We start from the raw sequence: 16,564 nt of genomic DNA on the forward strand, positions 1-16,564 counted from the left end.
AAGCTGACCGAAAGGTTAACTTTAAAGGTTTCTGCGTTCGCAGCAAACAACCAGTTACAAAAATCTGACTAAAGAATCAGATTGCTGCAGCGTTGCGCCGCAGCAATGAGGGGTAACGGCGCCACTTTTCAGGGCGCCTCACTTGCATCAATCAGAAGTCGACGGTGGCCGACAGCAGATAAGTGCGCGGTGTCGAGAGCGTCAGGCCTGGCTCGCTGTCGTCCGAGGCGCCGGCGGAACTCCAGTAGCGTTTATCCGCCACGTTTTCGATATTGCCGCGCAACGTGATGTTTTTTTCATCAACCTTGAAAGCGTAGCGGGCACCGACGTCGAATCGCGTCCAGGCGTCGATTTCCTTGTTGTTCGATTGATCCAGATACTGCGAGCTCGAATAGATGCTTCGACTGGTCAGCGTCAGGCCCTGCACGCCCGGCACATCCCACTCGGCGCCCAGATTGACGTTGTATTTCGGCGTGGCCGGCGCCCGGTTGCCGTCGAAGGTGCCGTTGGTGGTGTGCGTCAGCTCGCTGTCGATATACATGACGCCACCCAGCAGGCGGAACCCGTCGAGCGGTTCACCGAACACGCTCAATTCCACCCCATCATTCTGACGCTTGCCATTCGGGCCGAAGACCCGCGTGGTGGCGTTGGTTTCATACGCCGGTTGTTTGATGCGGAACACCGCCGCAGTGACCGCGAAGGCGCCGGCATCATATTTGGCGCCGACTTCCACCTGACGACTGATGAACGGCGGAAAAATCTCATCCTCGTTGACAGAGGTCGACGGTGCGATCTTGCCCTGACTCAAGCCTTCCATGTAGTTGGCGTACAGCGACAGTTTGTCGGTGGCCTTGAACAGGATGCCGCCGGAAGGCGACAGCTTTTCCTCGTCATACGCGGTGCCACCTTTGACATCGTCGCTCCAGTCATCGACTTTCACGCGCTGCCAGCGAGCGCCGAGTGTCAGCAACAGGCGATCATCAAAAAAGCCCAGAGTGTCGGACAACGCTACACCGCTGAAGCGGTTTTCGGTGTAGACCTTGGGATCCTGCCGCGTAGGTCGTACCGGTGTCGGCGTCTGCACCGGGTCATAAAGGTTGCTGCGGGACGCGGCATACCGGGCGCCACCGTTCTCGAAATCCATGTAGAAATAACTGGCTGCCAGATTCACCTCATGACTCACCGGTCCGGTGTGAAACCAGTTGCGCACGCCCATCGTCGCCGTACGGACATTTTCATCGCGGGTGAAATCACGCGGCTGCACACTGAAATCACCGGCGTCGTTGATAACCGAAACGGCATGGCGAAGAAAGTCGTGATTGCTTTTGCGGGCGCCGACACCGCCATACAGCATGACCGAATCACTGACATCGAACTCAGCGTTCACGGTGCCGAACGTGTCTTCGGTACGCGCCTTGCTCCAGGCCTGCGCGTAGTTGTGTCGCACTTCGGTGGCGCTTGGCACTCTGGCGTTGGCACCGACTTGCACACGCTCCTGCGGGGCGTCGGTATCGCGCTCGGTGTGCCCGACATCGGTGGAAAGGCGCAACCGCTCACCGCGAAAGTCCAGGCCCAGCACAGCCATTTCCCGATCAACACTCTGATGATCCCAATCGGTATCGCCTGCTTGCTTGACGCCATTGAAACGCAGGCCGAACTGGTTGTCCTCACCAAATCGACGCCCCACGTCCACCGCCCCACCCACCTGGCTGTCCGAGGCATAACTGCCGGTAAACGACGTGATCGGTTTGTCCGTGGCGCGCTTGGGCACCACGTTGATGCCGCCGCCGACGCTGCCTCGTGGCGAGATGCCGTTGATCAGTTGGCTCGGCCCTTTGAGGATGTCGACGCGGTCAGCCATTTCCATGTCGATCGTGTAGGTCGGCAGGACGCCATACAGACCGTTGTAGGAAACGTCGCTGTTGAACAGACTGAACCCGCGAATGGTGAATTGCTCATAACGTCCGCCTGCCGGATTGGTGGCGCGAACCGAAGGATCGCTGGCAATCAGATCGCCCAGCGTGCGGGCCTGTTGGTTTTTCACCGCCTCATCGGTGTAGGTGGTCATGCTGAATGGCGTTTCCATGAAGTCCCGCGATCCGAGCAGCCCTTGCGAGCCTCGGCGCGCCACCTGACCACCGGCATAAGCATCACCGCCCACCGAACCGGTAGCGCCGAGGATCGACGTCGGCGCCAGTTGCAGGCTGCCGCCTTGTGGCGCAGGCATCAGGATGTACGCTTGATCGCCCACCGGCTGCAGTTGCAGACCGGAATCGAGTAGCAGCCGGGCAAAGCCTTCCTCGACATCAAACTCGCCGGACAACCCGGCACTGTTGCGCCCGCTGACCAATGCCGGATCGACCGACAGACTGACACCCGCCAGACCGGCAAACCGGGTCAAGGCATCGCTAAGCGTCCCCGCTGGCACCTGATAACTGCGCCGGTCAGCGCCTTCGGCCCAACTGGGCGTAATCAACCACGGGCTGGCACTCAGGCTCAACAACAGGCTCAGATGCAACAACGGGCGCAGGCCGGTGGACGCCGGATGCGGACAGCAAGGCTTTACTGCGGGCATTGAAGAAGCTCTCTTGATCGTTCATTTGCCTTGAATGACAAGCGAGCGGAAAAAAGGGGACAGCCTTTCAGACGATTTTTTTGCGTGGGGCCAACGTCACCCAGTAGCGGGTGCGCATCTGCACCTCGAGCGGCAGGCTGGCCGCGAGTAGCGCGAGGATGCGATCGGTGTCGTCGAGGCGGAAACTGCCGGTCACGCGCAACGTTTCAAGTTCCGGTGCCCAGCGCAGGACGCCCGGACGATAGGTGTCGAGTTCGCGCAGAAAGTCTCCCAACGGTCGATTGCTCGCCATCAACATGCCTTCGCGCCAGCCTGGTTGCGCCACATCAAAAGGCTCGATGGCCGCAGCGCCGTCAGCTTGCAAACTGACCTGCTGCCCGCCGCGCAGCCGCACCGGCGCGCCTTGCAAGGGGTGCAACTGCACGACACCGCTGAACACCGATACCCGGCAACTGCGAGAATCCTGACGCACACAGACGTCGCTACGACTGACGACGACCTGACCAAACCGGGTATGAATCGTCAACGCCGCAGTGTCCGTCACGTTCAGCGACATCTCGCCCTCCACCAGCCTGAGTAGCCGATGCTCGACATCCACGTCGACCGCACTGGCCGTATTCAGTTGCAAAATGCTGCCATCGGCCAATTGCAGGGTTTTGCGCTCGCCCGTCGCGGTTTGCAGGTCTGCACGCCAGACTTCAATCGGCAGTTGTCGACTCAATAGCCACGCCGCCGGCACCAACGCCACCGCACCCAACGTACGCTTTAGCAGCACGCGGCGCCCCGGATCAGGCCGGTCAAGGCTGCTCAGGGCCAGCGTCGAGGGCAGCTCGGCGAAGCGCTGACGCAGCATTTGCGCCTTCTGCCATGCCAGCTCATGACTGGCAGCACTGTCACGCCAGCGTTGCAGATTGGCGTGATCCTGTTCAGTGGCGCTGCCGGACTCGAGCAGCGCCAGCCATTGCGCCGCCGCCCGCACAGCCTGACGCAGATCAACCGCAGTCCCGCTCACAGATCCACCAGCAGGCAATGTTCATAAGCTTGAGCCATGTAGCGCTTGACCGTGCGCTCGGACACCTTCAAACGCTCAGCGATGTGTTGATAGGTCAGCCCTTCCAGCTGACTCCACAGAAATGCCCGACGCACCGCACGCGGCAACCCGTCAAGCAACTCATCGATAGCCTGCAAGGCCTCCAGCAACAACCAGCGCTGTTCGGGCGACGGCACGGACGCTTCGGGCAACGTGGCGAGAGCGGCCAGGTAAGCCTGTTCAAGACTGCGACGCTGATAGAAATTGCTCAGCAGGCGCCGCCCCACTGTCAGCAGATAAGCGCGGGGCTCGTGCAGATCGGCAATGCGCTGGGAACTGGCAAGGACACGCAAAAACGTATCCTGACTGAGATCAGCCGCATCGCAGCTGTTGCCCAGACGTCGACGCAACCAGTTTTCCAGCCAGCCACGATGATCGCGGTACAAATCGTGGAGGCTTGGCTCCTTCGGCAACGCTGCATCACTCATATCCAGAAGCCCTGTGCCAAGGAGTCATCGCAAATGAGAGTGATTCTATTTAATGTCGCCGCGTTGAACCAAGCGCTTTATGCGCTCAAAGGGCAGAAAGATTGATCAGGGCAGGAAAGGAGCGGCGAAAAGCCAAATTTCAGACACAAAAAACCCCGGTCTTTCGACCAGGGTCTTTGCTATCGGATCCGACTCAGCGAAGCTGACTTCGGTGCTTCAAGGCGTTCAGTGGTCCTTGAAGCAGATATGGCGCAGCGGACGGGACTCGAACCCGCGACCCCCGGCGTGACAGGCCGGTATTCTAACCGACTGAACTACCGCTGCGTATCGCTTTGAGCTTGCGCTCAAGTAACTCGTTTTGACTGAAAGCTTCGGTACTTTGCAATCGCGAACCAGATGACTCTGACTCGTAAAATATGGCGCAGCGGACGGGACTCGAACCCGCGACCCCCGGCGTGACAGGCCGGTATTCTAACCGACTGAACTACCGCTGCGCGTCGGTGCAGGCACTTTCAGCCTACCTTCTTGCTTACGCAAGTTCTCGGGGAGTGGTGGGTGATGACGGGATCGAACCGCCGACATTCTGCTTGTAAGGCAGACGCTCTCCCAGCTGAGCTAATCACCCGTTTGCATCTCCGAGGCCGCGAAATTTACGCAGGTAGCGAACCTAAGTCAATAGCAGGATTGAAGTTTTTCTAAAAAAGACGAAATCATGTCATTCGGTGTAGATCATCTTCTTGGTCATGCCGCCGTCGACGACGAATTCCTGCCCGGTGACAAACCCGGCATTCCTCGACAACAGCCACGCCACCATCGCCGCCACGTCCTCCACCGTCCCTACCCTGCCCGCCGGATGCTGGGCATGATCGGTTTCCGCCAGCGGTTGTGCACGACGAGCGGAAGGATCCCGCGCATCGATCCAGCCCGGGCTAACCGCGTTGACGCGAATCTCCGGCCCCAGACTGATCGCCAGCGCATGCGTCAGTGCCAGCAATCCGCCCTTGCTCGCCGCATAAGCCTCGGTGTCCGGTTCGGACTGACCCGCCCGCGTCGACGCCAGATTGACGATCGACCCGTTGTGCGCGCGCAGGTACGGCGCACAGTGCTTGGCGAGCAGCATCGGCCCACTGAGATTCACCGCCAGCACACGATTCCAGTAAGCCAGATCGAGACTTTCGAGGGTGATGTTGTGCGGATCGGCCACCGCCGCGTTGCACACCAGCGCATCGAGGCGACCAAACTGCCCGAGCACTTCGGCCACACCGAGCGCGACCTGACCTTCATCCGCCACATCCATGGCGATAAACCAGGCATTCTCACCCAGCACCTTCGCCACTTTCGAGCCACGCACGCGATCCAGATCGGTCAACACCACTTGCCAGCCTTCGCTGATCAGCCATGCCGCGATCCCCAGACCGATACCGCGCGCAGCACCCGTGACCAGCGCAACGCGGCCATGGGTGCCTGTCTTCGGAGTGGACAACTCGATCACAACGCCGCCAGACCGCGCGCCAGATCGGCTTGCAGGTCGGCCACGTCTTCCAGACCGACCGCGATGCGGATCAGGCTGTCACGAATGCCCGCTGCTTCACGTTCCTGCGGCGCCAGACGGCCGTGAGAGGTGGTGCTCGGGTGAGTAATGGTGGTTTTACTGTCACCAAGGTTGGCGGTGATCGAGATCAAACGGGTTGCATCGATAAAGCGCCAGGCACCCTCTTTGCCGCCCTTGACCTCAAAGCTCACCACGGCCCCGAAACCTTTCTGCTGACGCTGGGCCAGCTCGTGCTGTGGATGGCTCTTGAGGCCGGCGTAATGCACCTTCTCGATACCGTCCTGCTGCTCCAGCCATTCGGCCAGTTGCTGAGCGTTGGCACAGTGCGCCTTCATCCGCAGATTCAGGGTTTCCAGACCTTTGAGGAAGATCCACGCATTGAACGGGCTCAAAGTTGGCCCGGCAGTACGCAGGAAGCCGACGATCTCTTTCATCTGCTCGCTGCGACCAGCCACCACGCCACCCATGCAACGACCCTGGCCATCGATGAACTTGGTCGCCGAGTGCACAACGATGTCTGCGCCCATTTTCAGCGGCTGCTGCAACGCAGGCGTGCAGAAGCAGTTGTCGACCACCAGCATCGCGCCTTTGGCGTGAGCAATTTCCGCCAGTGCGGTGATGTCCACCAGCTCAGCCAGCGGATTGGACGGCGACTCGACAAAGAGCAGTTTGGTGTTCGGCTTGATCGCCGCATCCCACGCCGACAAATCAGCCAGCGGTACGTAATCGACTTCCACGCCGAAGCGCTTGAAGTACTTCTCGAACAGACTGATGGTCGAACCGAACACGCTACGCGACACCAGCACGTGATCGCCGGCGCTGCACAGGCTCATCACCACCGCCATGATCGCCGCCATGCCGGTTGCGGTGGCCACGGCCTGCTCGGCACTTTCCAGCGCAGCAATGCGCTCTTCGAACGCGCGCACGGTCGGGTTGGTGTAACGCGAGTAAACGTTGCCCGGCACTTCTCCGGCAAACCGCGCAGCGGCATCCGCAGCAGTGCGGAACACGTAGCTGGAGGTGAAGAACATCGGATCACCGTGCTCACCTTCCGGCGTACGGTGCTGACCGGCACGTACGGCCAGGGTATCGAACGCTACGCCTTCGAGGTCGCTGTCCAACCGACCGGCATCCCATTCCTGACTCATGCTGTCACTCCTTGCCCTGTTCTCGAAAAATAAAAGTCAGATACAAAACCGGCCCCTCAGGGCCGGTAGAAACTCAGTTGTTGTACAGATCGATGATCGCACTGACCGCCTGGGTCTTGACCTTCGAGGCATCGTTGCGAGCCTGTTCGATCTTGTTCAGGTAAGCCTCGTCGACGTCACCGGTGACGTACTTGCCGTCGAACACCGCGCAATCGAAGTTTTCGATCTTGATCTTGCCGCCGCCGACCGCTTCGATCAAGTCAGGCAAGTCCTGATAGATCAGCCAGTCAGCACCGATCAGGTCAGCCACGTCCTGAGTCGAACGATTGTGCGCGATCAGCTCGTGAGCGCTTGGCATGTCGATGCCGTAGACGTTCGGGAAGCGTACGGCCGGAGCCGCCGAGCAGAAGTAGACGTTTTTCGCGCCGGCTTCGCGGGCCATCTGGATGATCTGCTTGCAGGTGGTGCCGCGAACGATCGAGTCGTCCACCAGCATCACGTTCTTGCCGCGGAATTCCAGCTCGATGGCGTTGAGCTTCTGGCGTACCGATTTCTTGCGCGCGGCCTGGCCGGGCATGATGAAGGTACGGCCGATGTAACGGTTCTTGACGAAGCCTTCGCGGAATTTCACGCCCAGATGGTTGGCCAGTTCCAGCGCCGCAGTGCGGCTGGTGTCCGGGATCGGGATGACCACGTCGATGTCGTGTTCTGGACGCTCGCGCAGGATCTTCTCGGCGAGCTTCTCACCCATGCGCAGACGGGCCTTGTAAACAGACACGCCGTCGATGATCGAATCCGGACGCGCCAGGTAGACGTGCTCGAAGATGCAAGGGGTCAGGGAAGGATTGGTCGCGCACTGACGGGTATGCAGCTTGCCGTCTTCAGTGATGTAGACCGCTTCGCCCGGCGCCAGATCGCGGATCAGGGTGAAACCGAGCACGTCCAGCGAAACGCTTTCGGACGCGATCATGTACTCGACGCCTTCGTCGGTGTGACGCTGGCCGAACACGATCGGACGGATGCCGTGCGGGTCACGGAAACCGACGATGCCGTAACCGGTCACCATCGCCACAACGGCGTAACCACCAACGCAACGGTTGTGCACGTCGGTCACGGCGGCAAACACGTCTTCTTCGGTCGGTTGCAGCTTGCCGCGCTGGGCCAGCTCGTGGGCGAACACGTTGAGCAACACTTCCGAGTCGGAACTGGTGTTGACGTGACGCAGATCGGATTCGTAAATCTCTTTGGCCAACTGTTCAACGTTGGTCAGGTTACCGTTGTGCGCCAGGGTGATGCCGTACGGCGAGTTGACGTAGAACGGCTGAGCCTCGGCCGAGGTCGAGCTGCCGGCAGTCGGGTAACGGACGTGGCCGATACCCATGTGGCCGACCAGGCGCTGCATGTGACGCTGTTGAAACACGTCACGCACCAGACCATTGTCCTTGCGCAAGAACAACCGGCCATCATGGCTGGTCACGATACCGGCAGCGTCCTGGCCGCGGTGCTGGAGCACGGTTAGCGCGTCATACAGCGCCTGATTGACGTTCGACTTACCGACGATACCGACGATGCCACACATGCGACGCAACCCCTACTTAATGGATCTGAACTGAACAACACTCACTGAGGCGTTTTGGCCGACGGCAAGAGTTGCTCCTTGAACGGAATATCAGCGGGTACGCTGATTCCGCTGGCAAGCCACTGACTGCTCCACCCGAGAATCAGGTTTTTGGACCAGTCGGCGACCAATAGAAACTTTGGCACGAGCTGTGATTCTTTCCACCACCCGTCCTGCTGTACCGGCCCCAGGCTCAACAGCCCGACCGCCACGACCACCAGCAACACGCCACGCGCAGCGCCGAAGGCCATGCCGAGGAATCGATCGGTCCCGGACAACCCGGTGACGCGAACCAACTCGCCGATAAGATAATTGATCATTGCGCCCACGATCAGTGTGGCGACAAACATGATGGCACAGCCCGCGATCACGCGAGCCGATGGGGTTTCGATGTATCCGGCGAGGTACTCGGACAGTGAGCCACCGAACATCCAGGCGACGACTCCTGCGATGATCCAGGTCACCAGCGATAATGCTTCCTTGACGAAGCCGCGGCTCAAACTGATCAAAGCGGAGATGGCGATGATTGCAACGATCGCCCAGTCAACCCAGGTAAATGGCACAGTGCAGCCTACAGACGGATAAGGCGGCGCATTTTAGCAGAGCGCATGGCTGTCGGTAAGCTGAGATTGTCAGTGCATTTCAATCGAGGTGATAGTTTTTAGCCACGCTCAGGCTGGAAGCGCACGACAAAACCCTTGAGGTTCTGCTGACGACCCAACAGATCACGCAGGCGATCGGCTTCAGCGCGCTCGATCAGCGGGCCGACAAACACGCGATTCTTACCATCGGCCGAGCGGATATAAGCGTTATAACCCTGGCTGCGCAGGGTTTTCTGCAGGCTCTCGGCACTGGCACGGCTCGACAGGCTAGCGAGCTGCACCGACCAGCTGACCGACAGGCCATTGGCATCGACGCGGCTTTGCGTGGTGTCAGGCTTGCTCGATGCTGCCGCAATAGGCTGGGCGGGCGCAGGAATCGGCTTGGTCACTGCCGGCGGAGCAGCCGGTTTGGCGATTGCAATCGGAGTTGCGGGTGCAGGCGCTGGTGCAACCGGGGCGGCAGGCGCAGTGTCTTCTGCGACTTCTTCATCGGTGGGCACCGGCTCTTGCGGCAAGGCTTGCGGCTCAGGCACCGCCACGGATTCCATTTGCACTTGCGGCACGACCGGCGCCTGCGGCGCGGCGGGGGCATCGACAGTCACCTGACGCTGCTCATCCTGACGGGAAAACAGCATCGGCAGAAAAATCACCGCCAGCGCAACCAGCACCAAAGCGCCAACCATGCGCTGCTTGTACGCTTTATCCAGCAAAGCCATTTGCCGCTTCCTCCGTGGAGCGCCGGGCCAGCCATTCAAGGGCCTCGGCGACACAATAAAATGATCCGAACAACAGAATCTCGTCGTCACTGGTGGCCACGGCGCACTGCCCTTCCAGCGCTGCGGCGACACTGTCGTAAGACGCGACCGATGCGCCAAGGTTCTGCAATGCAGCCTCTAATTCTGCAACCGGACGCGCGCGCGGCGAATCCAGCGGCGCTACCGCCCAATGCTCGACACTAGCATTCAATTCGCTGACAACACCATCCAGATCCTTGTCGGCCAGCAGACCAAACACTGCCAGACGCTTGCCGACCGGTGGTCGCGAGGCCAGACGACGGGCCAGATACTCCGCCGCGTGCGGGTTATGCCCCACATCCAGCAACAGATTCAGGCGCTTGCCATTCCATTCGACCGAACGGCGATCCAGCCGACCGACCACACGAGTCGCCTGCAGGGCCGCAACAATCTTTTGCGCCTCCCACGGCAAGCCGAGCAACAGATACGCCTGCAACGCCAGCGCGGCGTTTTCCATCGGCAGATCAAGCAGTGGCAAGTCGTGCAGCTCGACAACCTGGCCTTGCGCGTCGGTTCCGCGCCACTGCCAATGCAGACCAGTGACACCAAGATCGAAATCACGCCCGCGCAGGAAAAACGGACATGCCAGTTCGCGGGCCTTGTCGAGCAACGGTTGCGGAGGATTGAGGTCGCCACACAAGGCAGGTTTGCCCGGGCGGAAAATCCCGGCTTTCTCGAACGCCACGGATTCACGGGTATCACCCAGATAATCGGCGTGATCGACGCCGATGCTGGTGACCAGTGCGATATCGGCATCGACCACGTTGACCGTGTCCAGACGCCCGCCCAGCCCGACTTCCAGCACCACCGCATCAAGCCCGGCCTGTTGAAACAGCCAGAACGCCGCGAGGGTGCCCATTTCGAAGTAAGTCAGGGAGGTTTCGCCGCGGCCGGCCTCGACCGCAGCAAAGGCTTCGCACAGTTGCGCGTCAGTGGCTTCGACGCCATTGAGCTGCACCCGCTCGTTATAACGCAGCAGGTGCGGGGAATTGTAGACACCCACATTCAGGCCCTGCGCGCGCAGCAAGGACGCCACGAACGCGCAGGTCGAACCTTTGCCGTTGGTGCCGGTGACCGTAATCACCCGAGGCGCCGGCTGGCCCAGTCCCATGCGGGACGCTACCTGTTGCGAACGTTCCAGCCCCATGTCGATGGCTGACGGATGCAACTGTTCAAGGTAGGCGAGCCACTCGCCAAGGGTGCGCTCGGTCATACGTTGGCAGGCACCGGTGGAACCACGATCGGCTCGATTGGCGCGGCGACGAATGTCGGTGTCGGCTTGCCGGTCAGTTGTGCCAGCAGATTACCCAAGCGCGGACGCAGCTCCTGACGGTGAATGATCATGTCGATCGCGCCGTGCTCCAGGAGGAATTCGCTGCGCTGGAAGCCTTCCGGCAGTTTTTCACGCACGGTCTGCTCGATCACACGCGGACCGGCAAAGCCGATCAGGGCTTTCGGCTCACCTACGATCACGTCGCCGAGCATCGCCAGACTCGCGGAAACACCGCCGTAAACCGGGTCGGTCAGCACCGAGATGAACGGAATGCCTTCTTCACGCAGACGCGCCAGCACGGCCGAAGTCTTGGCCATCTGCATCAGCGAGATCAGGGCTTCCTGCATGCGCGCACCGCCGGAAGCGGCGAAGCAGATCATCGGGCAACGGTTTTCCAGCGCGTAGTTGGCTGCGCGCACGAAGCGCTCGCCGACGATGGCGCCCATGGAACCGCCCATGAAGTTGAATTCGAACGCCGAAACCACCACCGGCATGCCCAGCAGGGTGCCGCTTACGGAGATCAGTGCGTCTTTTTCACCGGTCTGCTTTTGCGCAGCGGTCAGGCGATCCTTGTACTTCTTGCCGTCGCGGAATTTCAGACGGTCAACCGGCTCCAGATCAGCACCCAGTTCGTTGCGACCTTCAGCATCGAGGAAGATGTCGATGCGCGCACGTGCGCCGATGCGCATGTGGTGGTTGCACTTGGGGCAAACGTCCAGGGTCTTTTCCAGCTCCGGACGATACAGCACAGCCTCGCAGGACGGGCACTTGTGCCACAGACCTTCAGGCACCGAGCTCTTCTTGACCTCCGAACGCATGATCGAAGGGATCAGTTTGTCTACTAACCAGTTGCTCATGCTTTCTTTCTCCAGTACCGGCGGCCCGAACGCTCTGGTTCGCAGCCCCGCGTATGCCCTTCAGCTAAATTCATGTGTGTGGCGATGATGAGTGAACAGCCACGGTCAGCGCGAAACATGACCTGCGTACCGCTCACAAACCCTCAGCCGAGCCTGCTTTGTGCAAGTGCATTGATGGACGGCGGCAGACTGCCAGCCGTCACATCAATATGGCGCTTTGCGTACAGCGTCGATGAACGCCCGAACCTTCGCGTGATCCTTGATGCCTTTGCTCGCCTCCACCCCACCACTGACGTCGACTGCATAAGGTTTCACCCGGGCCACGGCGTCTGCGACGTTTTCCGGGGTCAGGCCGCCGGCCAGAATCAATGGTTTGCTCAAAACCTGTGGAATCAATGACCAGTCGAACGCCTCGCCGGTTCCACCGGGCACGCCTTCAACGTAAGTGTCGAGCAACACGCCGCTGGCACTTGGGTAAGCGTCGACGGCGGCAGCAATGTCATCGCCGGCCTTGACCCGCAACGCCTTGATGTACGGGCGATGCCAGCCTTCGCACTCTTCTGCAGACTCATCACCGTGGAACTGCAACAGATCCAGCGGCACGGCATCGAGGATTTCCCCCAACTCGCAGCGACTGGCGTTGACGAACAACCCTACCGTGGTCACAAACGGCGGCAACGCGTTGATGATCGCCCGCGCCTGCTGCACGTTTACCGCGCGCGGACTCTTGGCGTAGAACACGAATCCAATGGCATCCGCTCCAGCCTCGACGGCAGCCAACGCATCTTCTATGCGGGTAATCCCGCAAATCTTGCTGCGAACGGCTGACATGTCGATAAAACTCCGAGGCAAATCCGGGAAAGTCCCGGATGGTAACAAATGCATTCGAGGGCGTCAGCCGTCAAGTTCGGAGAAACCCGTAAGGAAATGTGGCCCGATAAAACGCTCGGGCAACGGGAACTCGTCGTGGTACTCGACCTGCACCAGATAGAGACCGTACGGATGCGCCGTCACACCGCCCGAACGGCGTTCGCGGCTTTCCAGCACTTCCTTCATCCATTCAACCGGGCGCTCGCCGGCACCAATGGTCATCAGCACACCGGCGATGTTGCGCACCATGTGATGCAGAAAGGCATTGGCACGAATGTCGAGCACAATCATCTTGCCGTGACGTGTCACGCGCAAATGATGCATTTTCTTGATCGGTGACTTGGCCTGACACTGGCCGGCGCGGAAGGCGCTGAAATCATGGGTGCCGATCAGATACTGCGCGGCCTCGGCCATGCGCTCGACGTCTAGCGGGCGGTGATTCCAGGTGATTTCTTCGTTGAGATGCGCCGGACGGATCTGATCGTTGTAGATCACATAGCGATAACGCCGGGCGATGGCTTTGAAGCGCGCATGAAAATGCGCCGGCATCACCCGCGCCCAGCTGACGCTGATGTCGTGAGGCAGATTGATATTGGCGCCCATGACCCAGGCTTTCAGCGAGCGATCGACTGTTGTGTCGAAATGCACCACCTGGCCGCAAGCGTGCACGCCCGCGTCAGTCCGCCCGGCACACTGCAGGGAAACCGGCGAATTGGCAACTTTCGACAAGGCTTTTTCGAGCTCTTCCTGCACCGTCGCCACGCCCGTCAACTGACGCTGCCAGCCGCTGTAGCGCGAACCTTTGTATTCAACGCCCAGCGCGACGCGGTAAAAGCCTTCGGGGGCCATTTCGGCGGCCGGGTTATCTATGTTTGCCAAGGTGGGACAGCCTGCTGTTTTTGCAAAGGCGAGCATTATAGGGCCGTGGTTCAGGGATGCCAGAGCGTTCTCCGTCGCCTGATCGCCCCAAACAAAAACGGCAGCCTCACCGGGCTGCCGTTTTTTGTTTGTCGCCGAATGACTACAGGCTCGACAACATGTCCTTGGCTTCGCCCCGCTGCTTCTCGTCACCCTCGGTCAATACTTCGTTGAGGATGTCGCGCGCGCCGTCGTTGTCGCCCATGTCGATGTAGGCCTGAGCCAGATCGAGTTTGGTGGCGGCTTCGTCGGTGCCGGCGAGGAAGTCAAAATCGTCCTCGCCCAGATCACCGCCGATTGCCGCATCGGCCTCGGTGAAGGTCGGCTCGGCGATGCTTTGCGACAGGCGATCCAGCTCAGCGTTGACGTCATCCAGCTCAGAAGCAAACGCATCAGGCTCAGCCGCAGGATTGCTGTCCATTTCGTCGGCCAGCGACAGATCGAAATCAGCCGGCAGCTCCAGATCGTCTTGCGGCACGTCAGCGACAACCGGCGGCTCGACGGGCGCCAGATCCTTCACGCCTTCGTCCAGATCCAGCAAGAAGTCATCGTCCGCCAGGTCAACCGCTGGGGCTGGCTCGGCACCGAGGTCCAGATCCAGGTCGAAGTTCGACAGATCGTCCAGATTCTCTTTGATCTCGGTCTGCTGTTGCAGCACCGACTCGAAGCTCAGGTCGTCATCTGACGGGAATTCGTCCAGTTCGACCGGTGTTTGCGGTTCAACAACCGGCGCAGGCTCGACCGGCGTAATGTTGTCGAGATCGTCCAGACTCAGGTCGAACGCGCTGTCCAGATCATCTTCAACCGGTGCAGGTGCAGGTGCTTCCGGTTCATCCAGCAGCAAGTCCTTGACGTATTGTGCGTCCAGCTCGGCTGCGACAGCGGCGGCCGCCAAACCGGCAGCGGCCACCACCGCCATGGCCGGGAAGCGGCTTTTCAGCGCTTCGACCTTGGCGAAGTTGTCGCCGTTGGCAACCAGTTGACGCTCTTGCCCCACGAACGCATCACGATCGCCTTGCTGACCGTAGACTTCCATCAGTTTCAGGCGCAGATCACTGCGTTGCGGCTCCAGGCTAACGCCTTCTTCCAGCAACGCGGCGGCCTGATTCAGGCGACCGGCGTTGATGTGCGACTGGGCCTTGTCCAGTACGTCATCCGAACGCTCGGCAGCCGGAGCCACGAGTGGCGCGGCAATCGGTTCAGCCATGACCACCGGTGCAACAACCGGCGCTGGAGTCGGTGTCGGAGCAACAACCGGCGCTGGCGTGTTGAGCTTGACGCTGGCGGCCGGGGTTTCCAGACCTTCGAAGCTGCTTTCCGGCAGATCCTGCTCAGCGGAGAATTCTTGCTCCTCAGATAACGCGCGCGCCATGCGCAGGTGCTTCTCGGCTTCCTGTTGCGCTTTACGGCGACGCGCCAGCAGCAACAACAGGAGCAGCAGAACCACGGCACCGCCACCGATCAGACCCAGCAGGATCGGGTTGGTCAGCAGCTCGTTGAAGGTCTTCTCGTCATCGACCACAGGCTTGGGTTCGACCACCGGCGTTTCCGCTGGTGTCTCGACCGGTGGCGCAATGGCGGATTCTGGCGTCGGCGATGCAGAGGCAGCCTCTGCCGGCGTGGCTGGCGGTGTAGCGGCCAGCTCGGCGGTGATTGCTGGAACCGGTGCAGCAGCGGCATTCGCGGCAGGTGCGGCGCCCGCGCCTTCGGCCTGCATTTTCGCCAGTTGATTGTTCTTCAGCTCGATCAGTTTTTGCAGCTTGTCCAGCTGGCTCTGCAGATCGGACATGCGGCTCTTCAGTTCCTCGTTGTCACGACGGGTCGTGTCGAGGCTTTCCTGAGTCACTGCCAATTTGTTGCTCAACGCCTTGGCGTCGCCCGCCGGGCCTTTGCCGCGCACCTTGGCGCTTTCGGCGGAGACCAGGCTCAGATTGTCCTTGGCGTTCTGCGCGGTACCGGTGTTGGCGCGACCACGGTTGGTCGCGTCGAGCTGCTGCTGACCGGTGCCAGGCTTGGCTACATAACGACGACCCTGACGCCAGGCTTCGTTCTGCGCCGCGACTTCAGCGATGGCCTTGGTTTGCGACAACGCAGTGCTTTGCACCGAATCCGGCAAACGCAACACCTGACCGGTTTTCAGCCGGTTGATGTTGCCGCCGATAAACGCATCCGGGTTCAGCGCCTGGATCGCCAGCATGGTTTGCTGCACCGAACCGCCAATGCGCGCTTTCGCGGCGATTTCCCACAGGGTATCGCGCGGCGTTGTGGTGTATTGAGTCGGGTGCGTTGCGCCAGTGGTCGGTGCGGCAATGGTTTGCGACGGCGCCGGTTGCGCGGCCGCATCAGCGGTCTGCGGCGAGAACTTCGACGGATCCAGCAGCACGCTGTAATCGCGCAACAGACGGCCGTTCGGCCACATCACCTGAACGAGGAATTTCACCATCGGTTCCGACAGCGGCTTGCTCGACGTTACGCGCAATACACTTTTGCCGCTAGCATTGAGCACCGGAGTGAACGTCAGGTCATTGAGGAAGGCCTGACGATCAACGCCGGCCTTGGCGAAATCTTCAGGGGAAGCCAGGCTCGGCACCACTTCGGCAGCGGTGAGATCCTTGACGTCGAGCAGCTCGATTTCAGCCACCAACGGCTGGTTCAGGGTCGACTTCAGGGTCAGCTCCCCGAGCCCGAGGGCATGCGCCATACCGGAGGACAGCGCCGAGGCGGCCGCTATTGCTAACACCAGTTTGCGAACTTGAACCATAGCCTCATCCTTTGTTTGAACGTTCCTCGGCCAGCGAGAAGTGTTGATTGCCGCTGCCGTAAGGCATTGCGCGCGACG

General features: G+C 60.5%; 13 protein-coding genes and 3 tRNA genes. All 16 read right to left on the reverse strand.

What is annotated here, in order from left to right; all coding sequences use genetic code 11:
• Positions 1 to 151: 151 nt before the first annotated feature.
• The 16 genes from F2P67_RS09845 to F2P67_RS09920 all read right to left on the reverse strand — a co-directional run bounded on the left by F2P67_RS09845 (position 152) and on the right by F2P67_RS09920 (position 16,486).
• On the reverse strand, positions 152 to 2,575 hold the full coding sequence (locus tag F2P67_RS09845) for a TonB-dependent receptor (protein WP_166219820.1): 2,424 nt from the start codon (positions 2,573 to 2,575) through the stop codon (positions 152 to 154).
• A 67-nt stretch (positions 2,576 to 2,642) separates the two neighbouring features.
• Positions 2,643 to 3,587, reverse strand: coding sequence for a FecR domain-containing protein (locus F2P67_RS09850; RefSeq protein ID WP_166219822.1), 945 nt, complete (start codon positions 3,585 to 3,587; stop codon positions 2,643 to 2,645).
• Positions 3,584 to 4,093, reverse strand: a complete 510-nt coding sequence (locus F2P67_RS09855; protein WP_166219824.1) for a sigma-70 family RNA polymerase sigma factor — start codon at positions 4,091 to 4,093, stop codon at positions 3,584 to 3,586. The genes F2P67_RS09850 and F2P67_RS09855 overlap by 4 nt, the downstream gene beginning before the upstream one ends.
• Before the next feature lie 247 nt (positions 4,094 to 4,340).
• Positions 4,341 to 4,417 (reverse strand) — tRNA-Asp (locus tag F2P67_RS09860).
• Between the two features lie 93 nt (positions 4,418 to 4,510).
• A tRNA-Asp gene (locus F2P67_RS09865) sits at positions 4,511 to 4,587 on the reverse strand.
• A 55-nt stretch (positions 4,588 to 4,642) separates the two neighbouring features.
• Positions 4,643 to 4,718 (reverse strand) — tRNA-Val (locus F2P67_RS09870).
• 90 nt (positions 4,719 to 4,808) lie between these two features.
• Positions 4,809 to 5,585 carry an SDR family oxidoreductase gene (locus F2P67_RS09875; RefSeq protein ID WP_166219826.1) on the reverse strand — a complete coding sequence of 259 codons (777 nt, stop codon included), beginning with the start codon at positions 5,583 to 5,585 and terminating at the stop codon, positions 4,809 to 4,811.
• Positions 5,582 to 6,793, reverse strand: coding sequence for an O-succinylhomoserine sulfhydrylase (locus tag F2P67_RS09880; protein WP_166219828.1), 1,212 nt, complete (start codon positions 6,791 to 6,793; stop codon positions 5,582 to 5,584). Before F2P67_RS09880 ends, F2P67_RS09875 begins: the two co-directional genes overlap by 4 nt.
• A gap of 73 nt (positions 6,794 to 6,866) precedes the next feature.
• A complete protein-coding gene (gene purF, locus F2P67_RS09885) occupies positions 6,867 to 8,372 on the reverse strand; it encodes an amidophosphoribosyltransferase (protein WP_007956466.1) in 1,506 nt (501 codons plus the stop codon).
• Between the two features lie 41 nt (positions 8,373 to 8,413).
• Positions 8,414 to 8,974, reverse strand: coding sequence for a CvpA family protein (locus F2P67_RS09890; RefSeq protein WP_007913461.1), 561 nt, complete (start codon positions 8,972 to 8,974; stop codon positions 8,414 to 8,416).
• Between the two features lie 98 nt (positions 8,975 to 9,072).
• Positions 9,073 to 9,729 (reverse strand): SPOR domain-containing protein, encoded by a 657-nt coding sequence (locus F2P67_RS09895; RefSeq protein ID WP_166219830.1) that lies wholly within the window; start codon positions 9,727 to 9,729, stop codon positions 9,073 to 9,075.
• Positions 9,713 to 11,020 (reverse strand): bifunctional tetrahydrofolate synthase/dihydrofolate synthase, encoded by a 1,308-nt coding sequence (gene folC, locus F2P67_RS09900; protein ID WP_166219832.1) that lies wholly within the window; start codon positions 11,018 to 11,020, stop codon positions 9,713 to 9,715. The genes F2P67_RS09895 and folC overlap by 17 nt, the downstream gene beginning before the upstream one ends.
• A complete protein-coding gene (accD, locus tag F2P67_RS09905; protein WP_166219834.1) occupies positions 11,017 to 11,937 on the reverse strand; it encodes an acetyl-CoA carboxylase, carboxyltransferase subunit beta in 921 nt (306 codons plus the stop codon). Before accD ends, folC begins: the two co-directional genes overlap by 4 nt.
• A gap of 204 nt (positions 11,938 to 12,141) precedes the next feature.
• Positions 12,142 to 12,768, reverse strand: coding sequence for a phosphoribosylanthranilate isomerase (locus tag F2P67_RS09910; RefSeq protein WP_166219836.1), 627 nt, complete (start codon positions 12,766 to 12,768; stop codon positions 12,142 to 12,144).
• Between the two features lie 63 nt (positions 12,769 to 12,831).
• The gene (truA, locus tag F2P67_RS09915; RefSeq protein WP_166220008.1) at positions 12,832 to 13,656 is read right to left on the reverse strand and encodes a tRNA pseudouridine(38-40) synthase TruA; all 825 of its coding nucleotides are present in this window, start codon (positions 13,654 to 13,656) and stop codon (positions 12,832 to 12,834) included.
• 172 nt (positions 13,657 to 13,828) lie between these two features.
• A complete protein-coding gene (locus tag F2P67_RS09920; RefSeq protein WP_166219838.1) occupies positions 13,829 to 16,486 on the reverse strand; it encodes a motility hub landmark protein FimV in 2,658 nt (885 codons plus the stop codon).
• Positions 16,487 to 16,564 lie beyond the last annotated feature (78 nt).

The organism is Pseudomonas atagonensis (assembly GCF_011369485.1).
In the GTDB taxonomy this organism is placed as follows: Bacteria; Pseudomonadota; Gammaproteobacteria; order Pseudomonadales; family Pseudomonadaceae; genus Aquipseudomonas; species Aquipseudomonas atagonensis.

Bases quoted from the DNA above. Each gene is read 5' to 3' on its own strand.
- F2P67_RS09845 (WP_166219820.1), bottom strand. From the start codon at position 2,575: ATGCCCGCAGTAAAGCCTTGCTGTCCGCATCCGGCGTCCACCGGCCTG.
- F2P67_RS09855 (WP_166219824.1), bottom strand. From the start codon at position 4,093: ATGAGTGATGCAGCGTTGCCGAAGGAGCCAAGCCTCCACGATTTGTAC.
- F2P67_RS09880 (WP_166219828.1), bottom strand. From the start codon at position 6,793: ATGAGTCAGGAATGGGATGCCGGTCGGTTGGACAGCGACCTCGAAGGC.
- purF (WP_007956466.1), bottom strand. From the start codon at position 8,372: ATGTGTGGCATCGTCGGTATCGTCGGTAAGTCGAACGTCAATCAGGCG.
- F2P67_RS09895 (WP_166219830.1), bottom strand. From the start codon at position 9,729: ATGGCTTTGCTGGATAAAGCGTACAAGCAGCGCATGGTTGGCGCTTTG.
- folC (WP_166219832.1), bottom strand. From the start codon at position 11,020: ATGACCGAGCGCACCCTTGGCGAGTGGCTCGCCTACCTTGAACAGTTG.
- accD (WP_166219834.1), bottom strand. From the start codon at position 11,937: ATGAGCAACTGGTTAGTAGACAAACTGATCCCTTCGATCATGCGTTCG.
- F2P67_RS09910 (WP_166219836.1), bottom strand. From the start codon at position 12,768: ATGTCAGCCGTTCGCAGCAAGATTTGCGGGATTACCCGCATAGAAGAT.
- truA (WP_166220008.1), bottom strand. From the start codon at position 13,656: ATGGCCCCCGAAGGCTTTTACCGCGTCGCGCTGGGCGTTGAATACAAA.
- F2P67_RS09920 (WP_166219838.1), bottom strand. From the start codon at position 16,486: ATGGTTCAAGTTCGCAAACTGGTGTTAGCAATAGCGGCCGCCTCGGCG.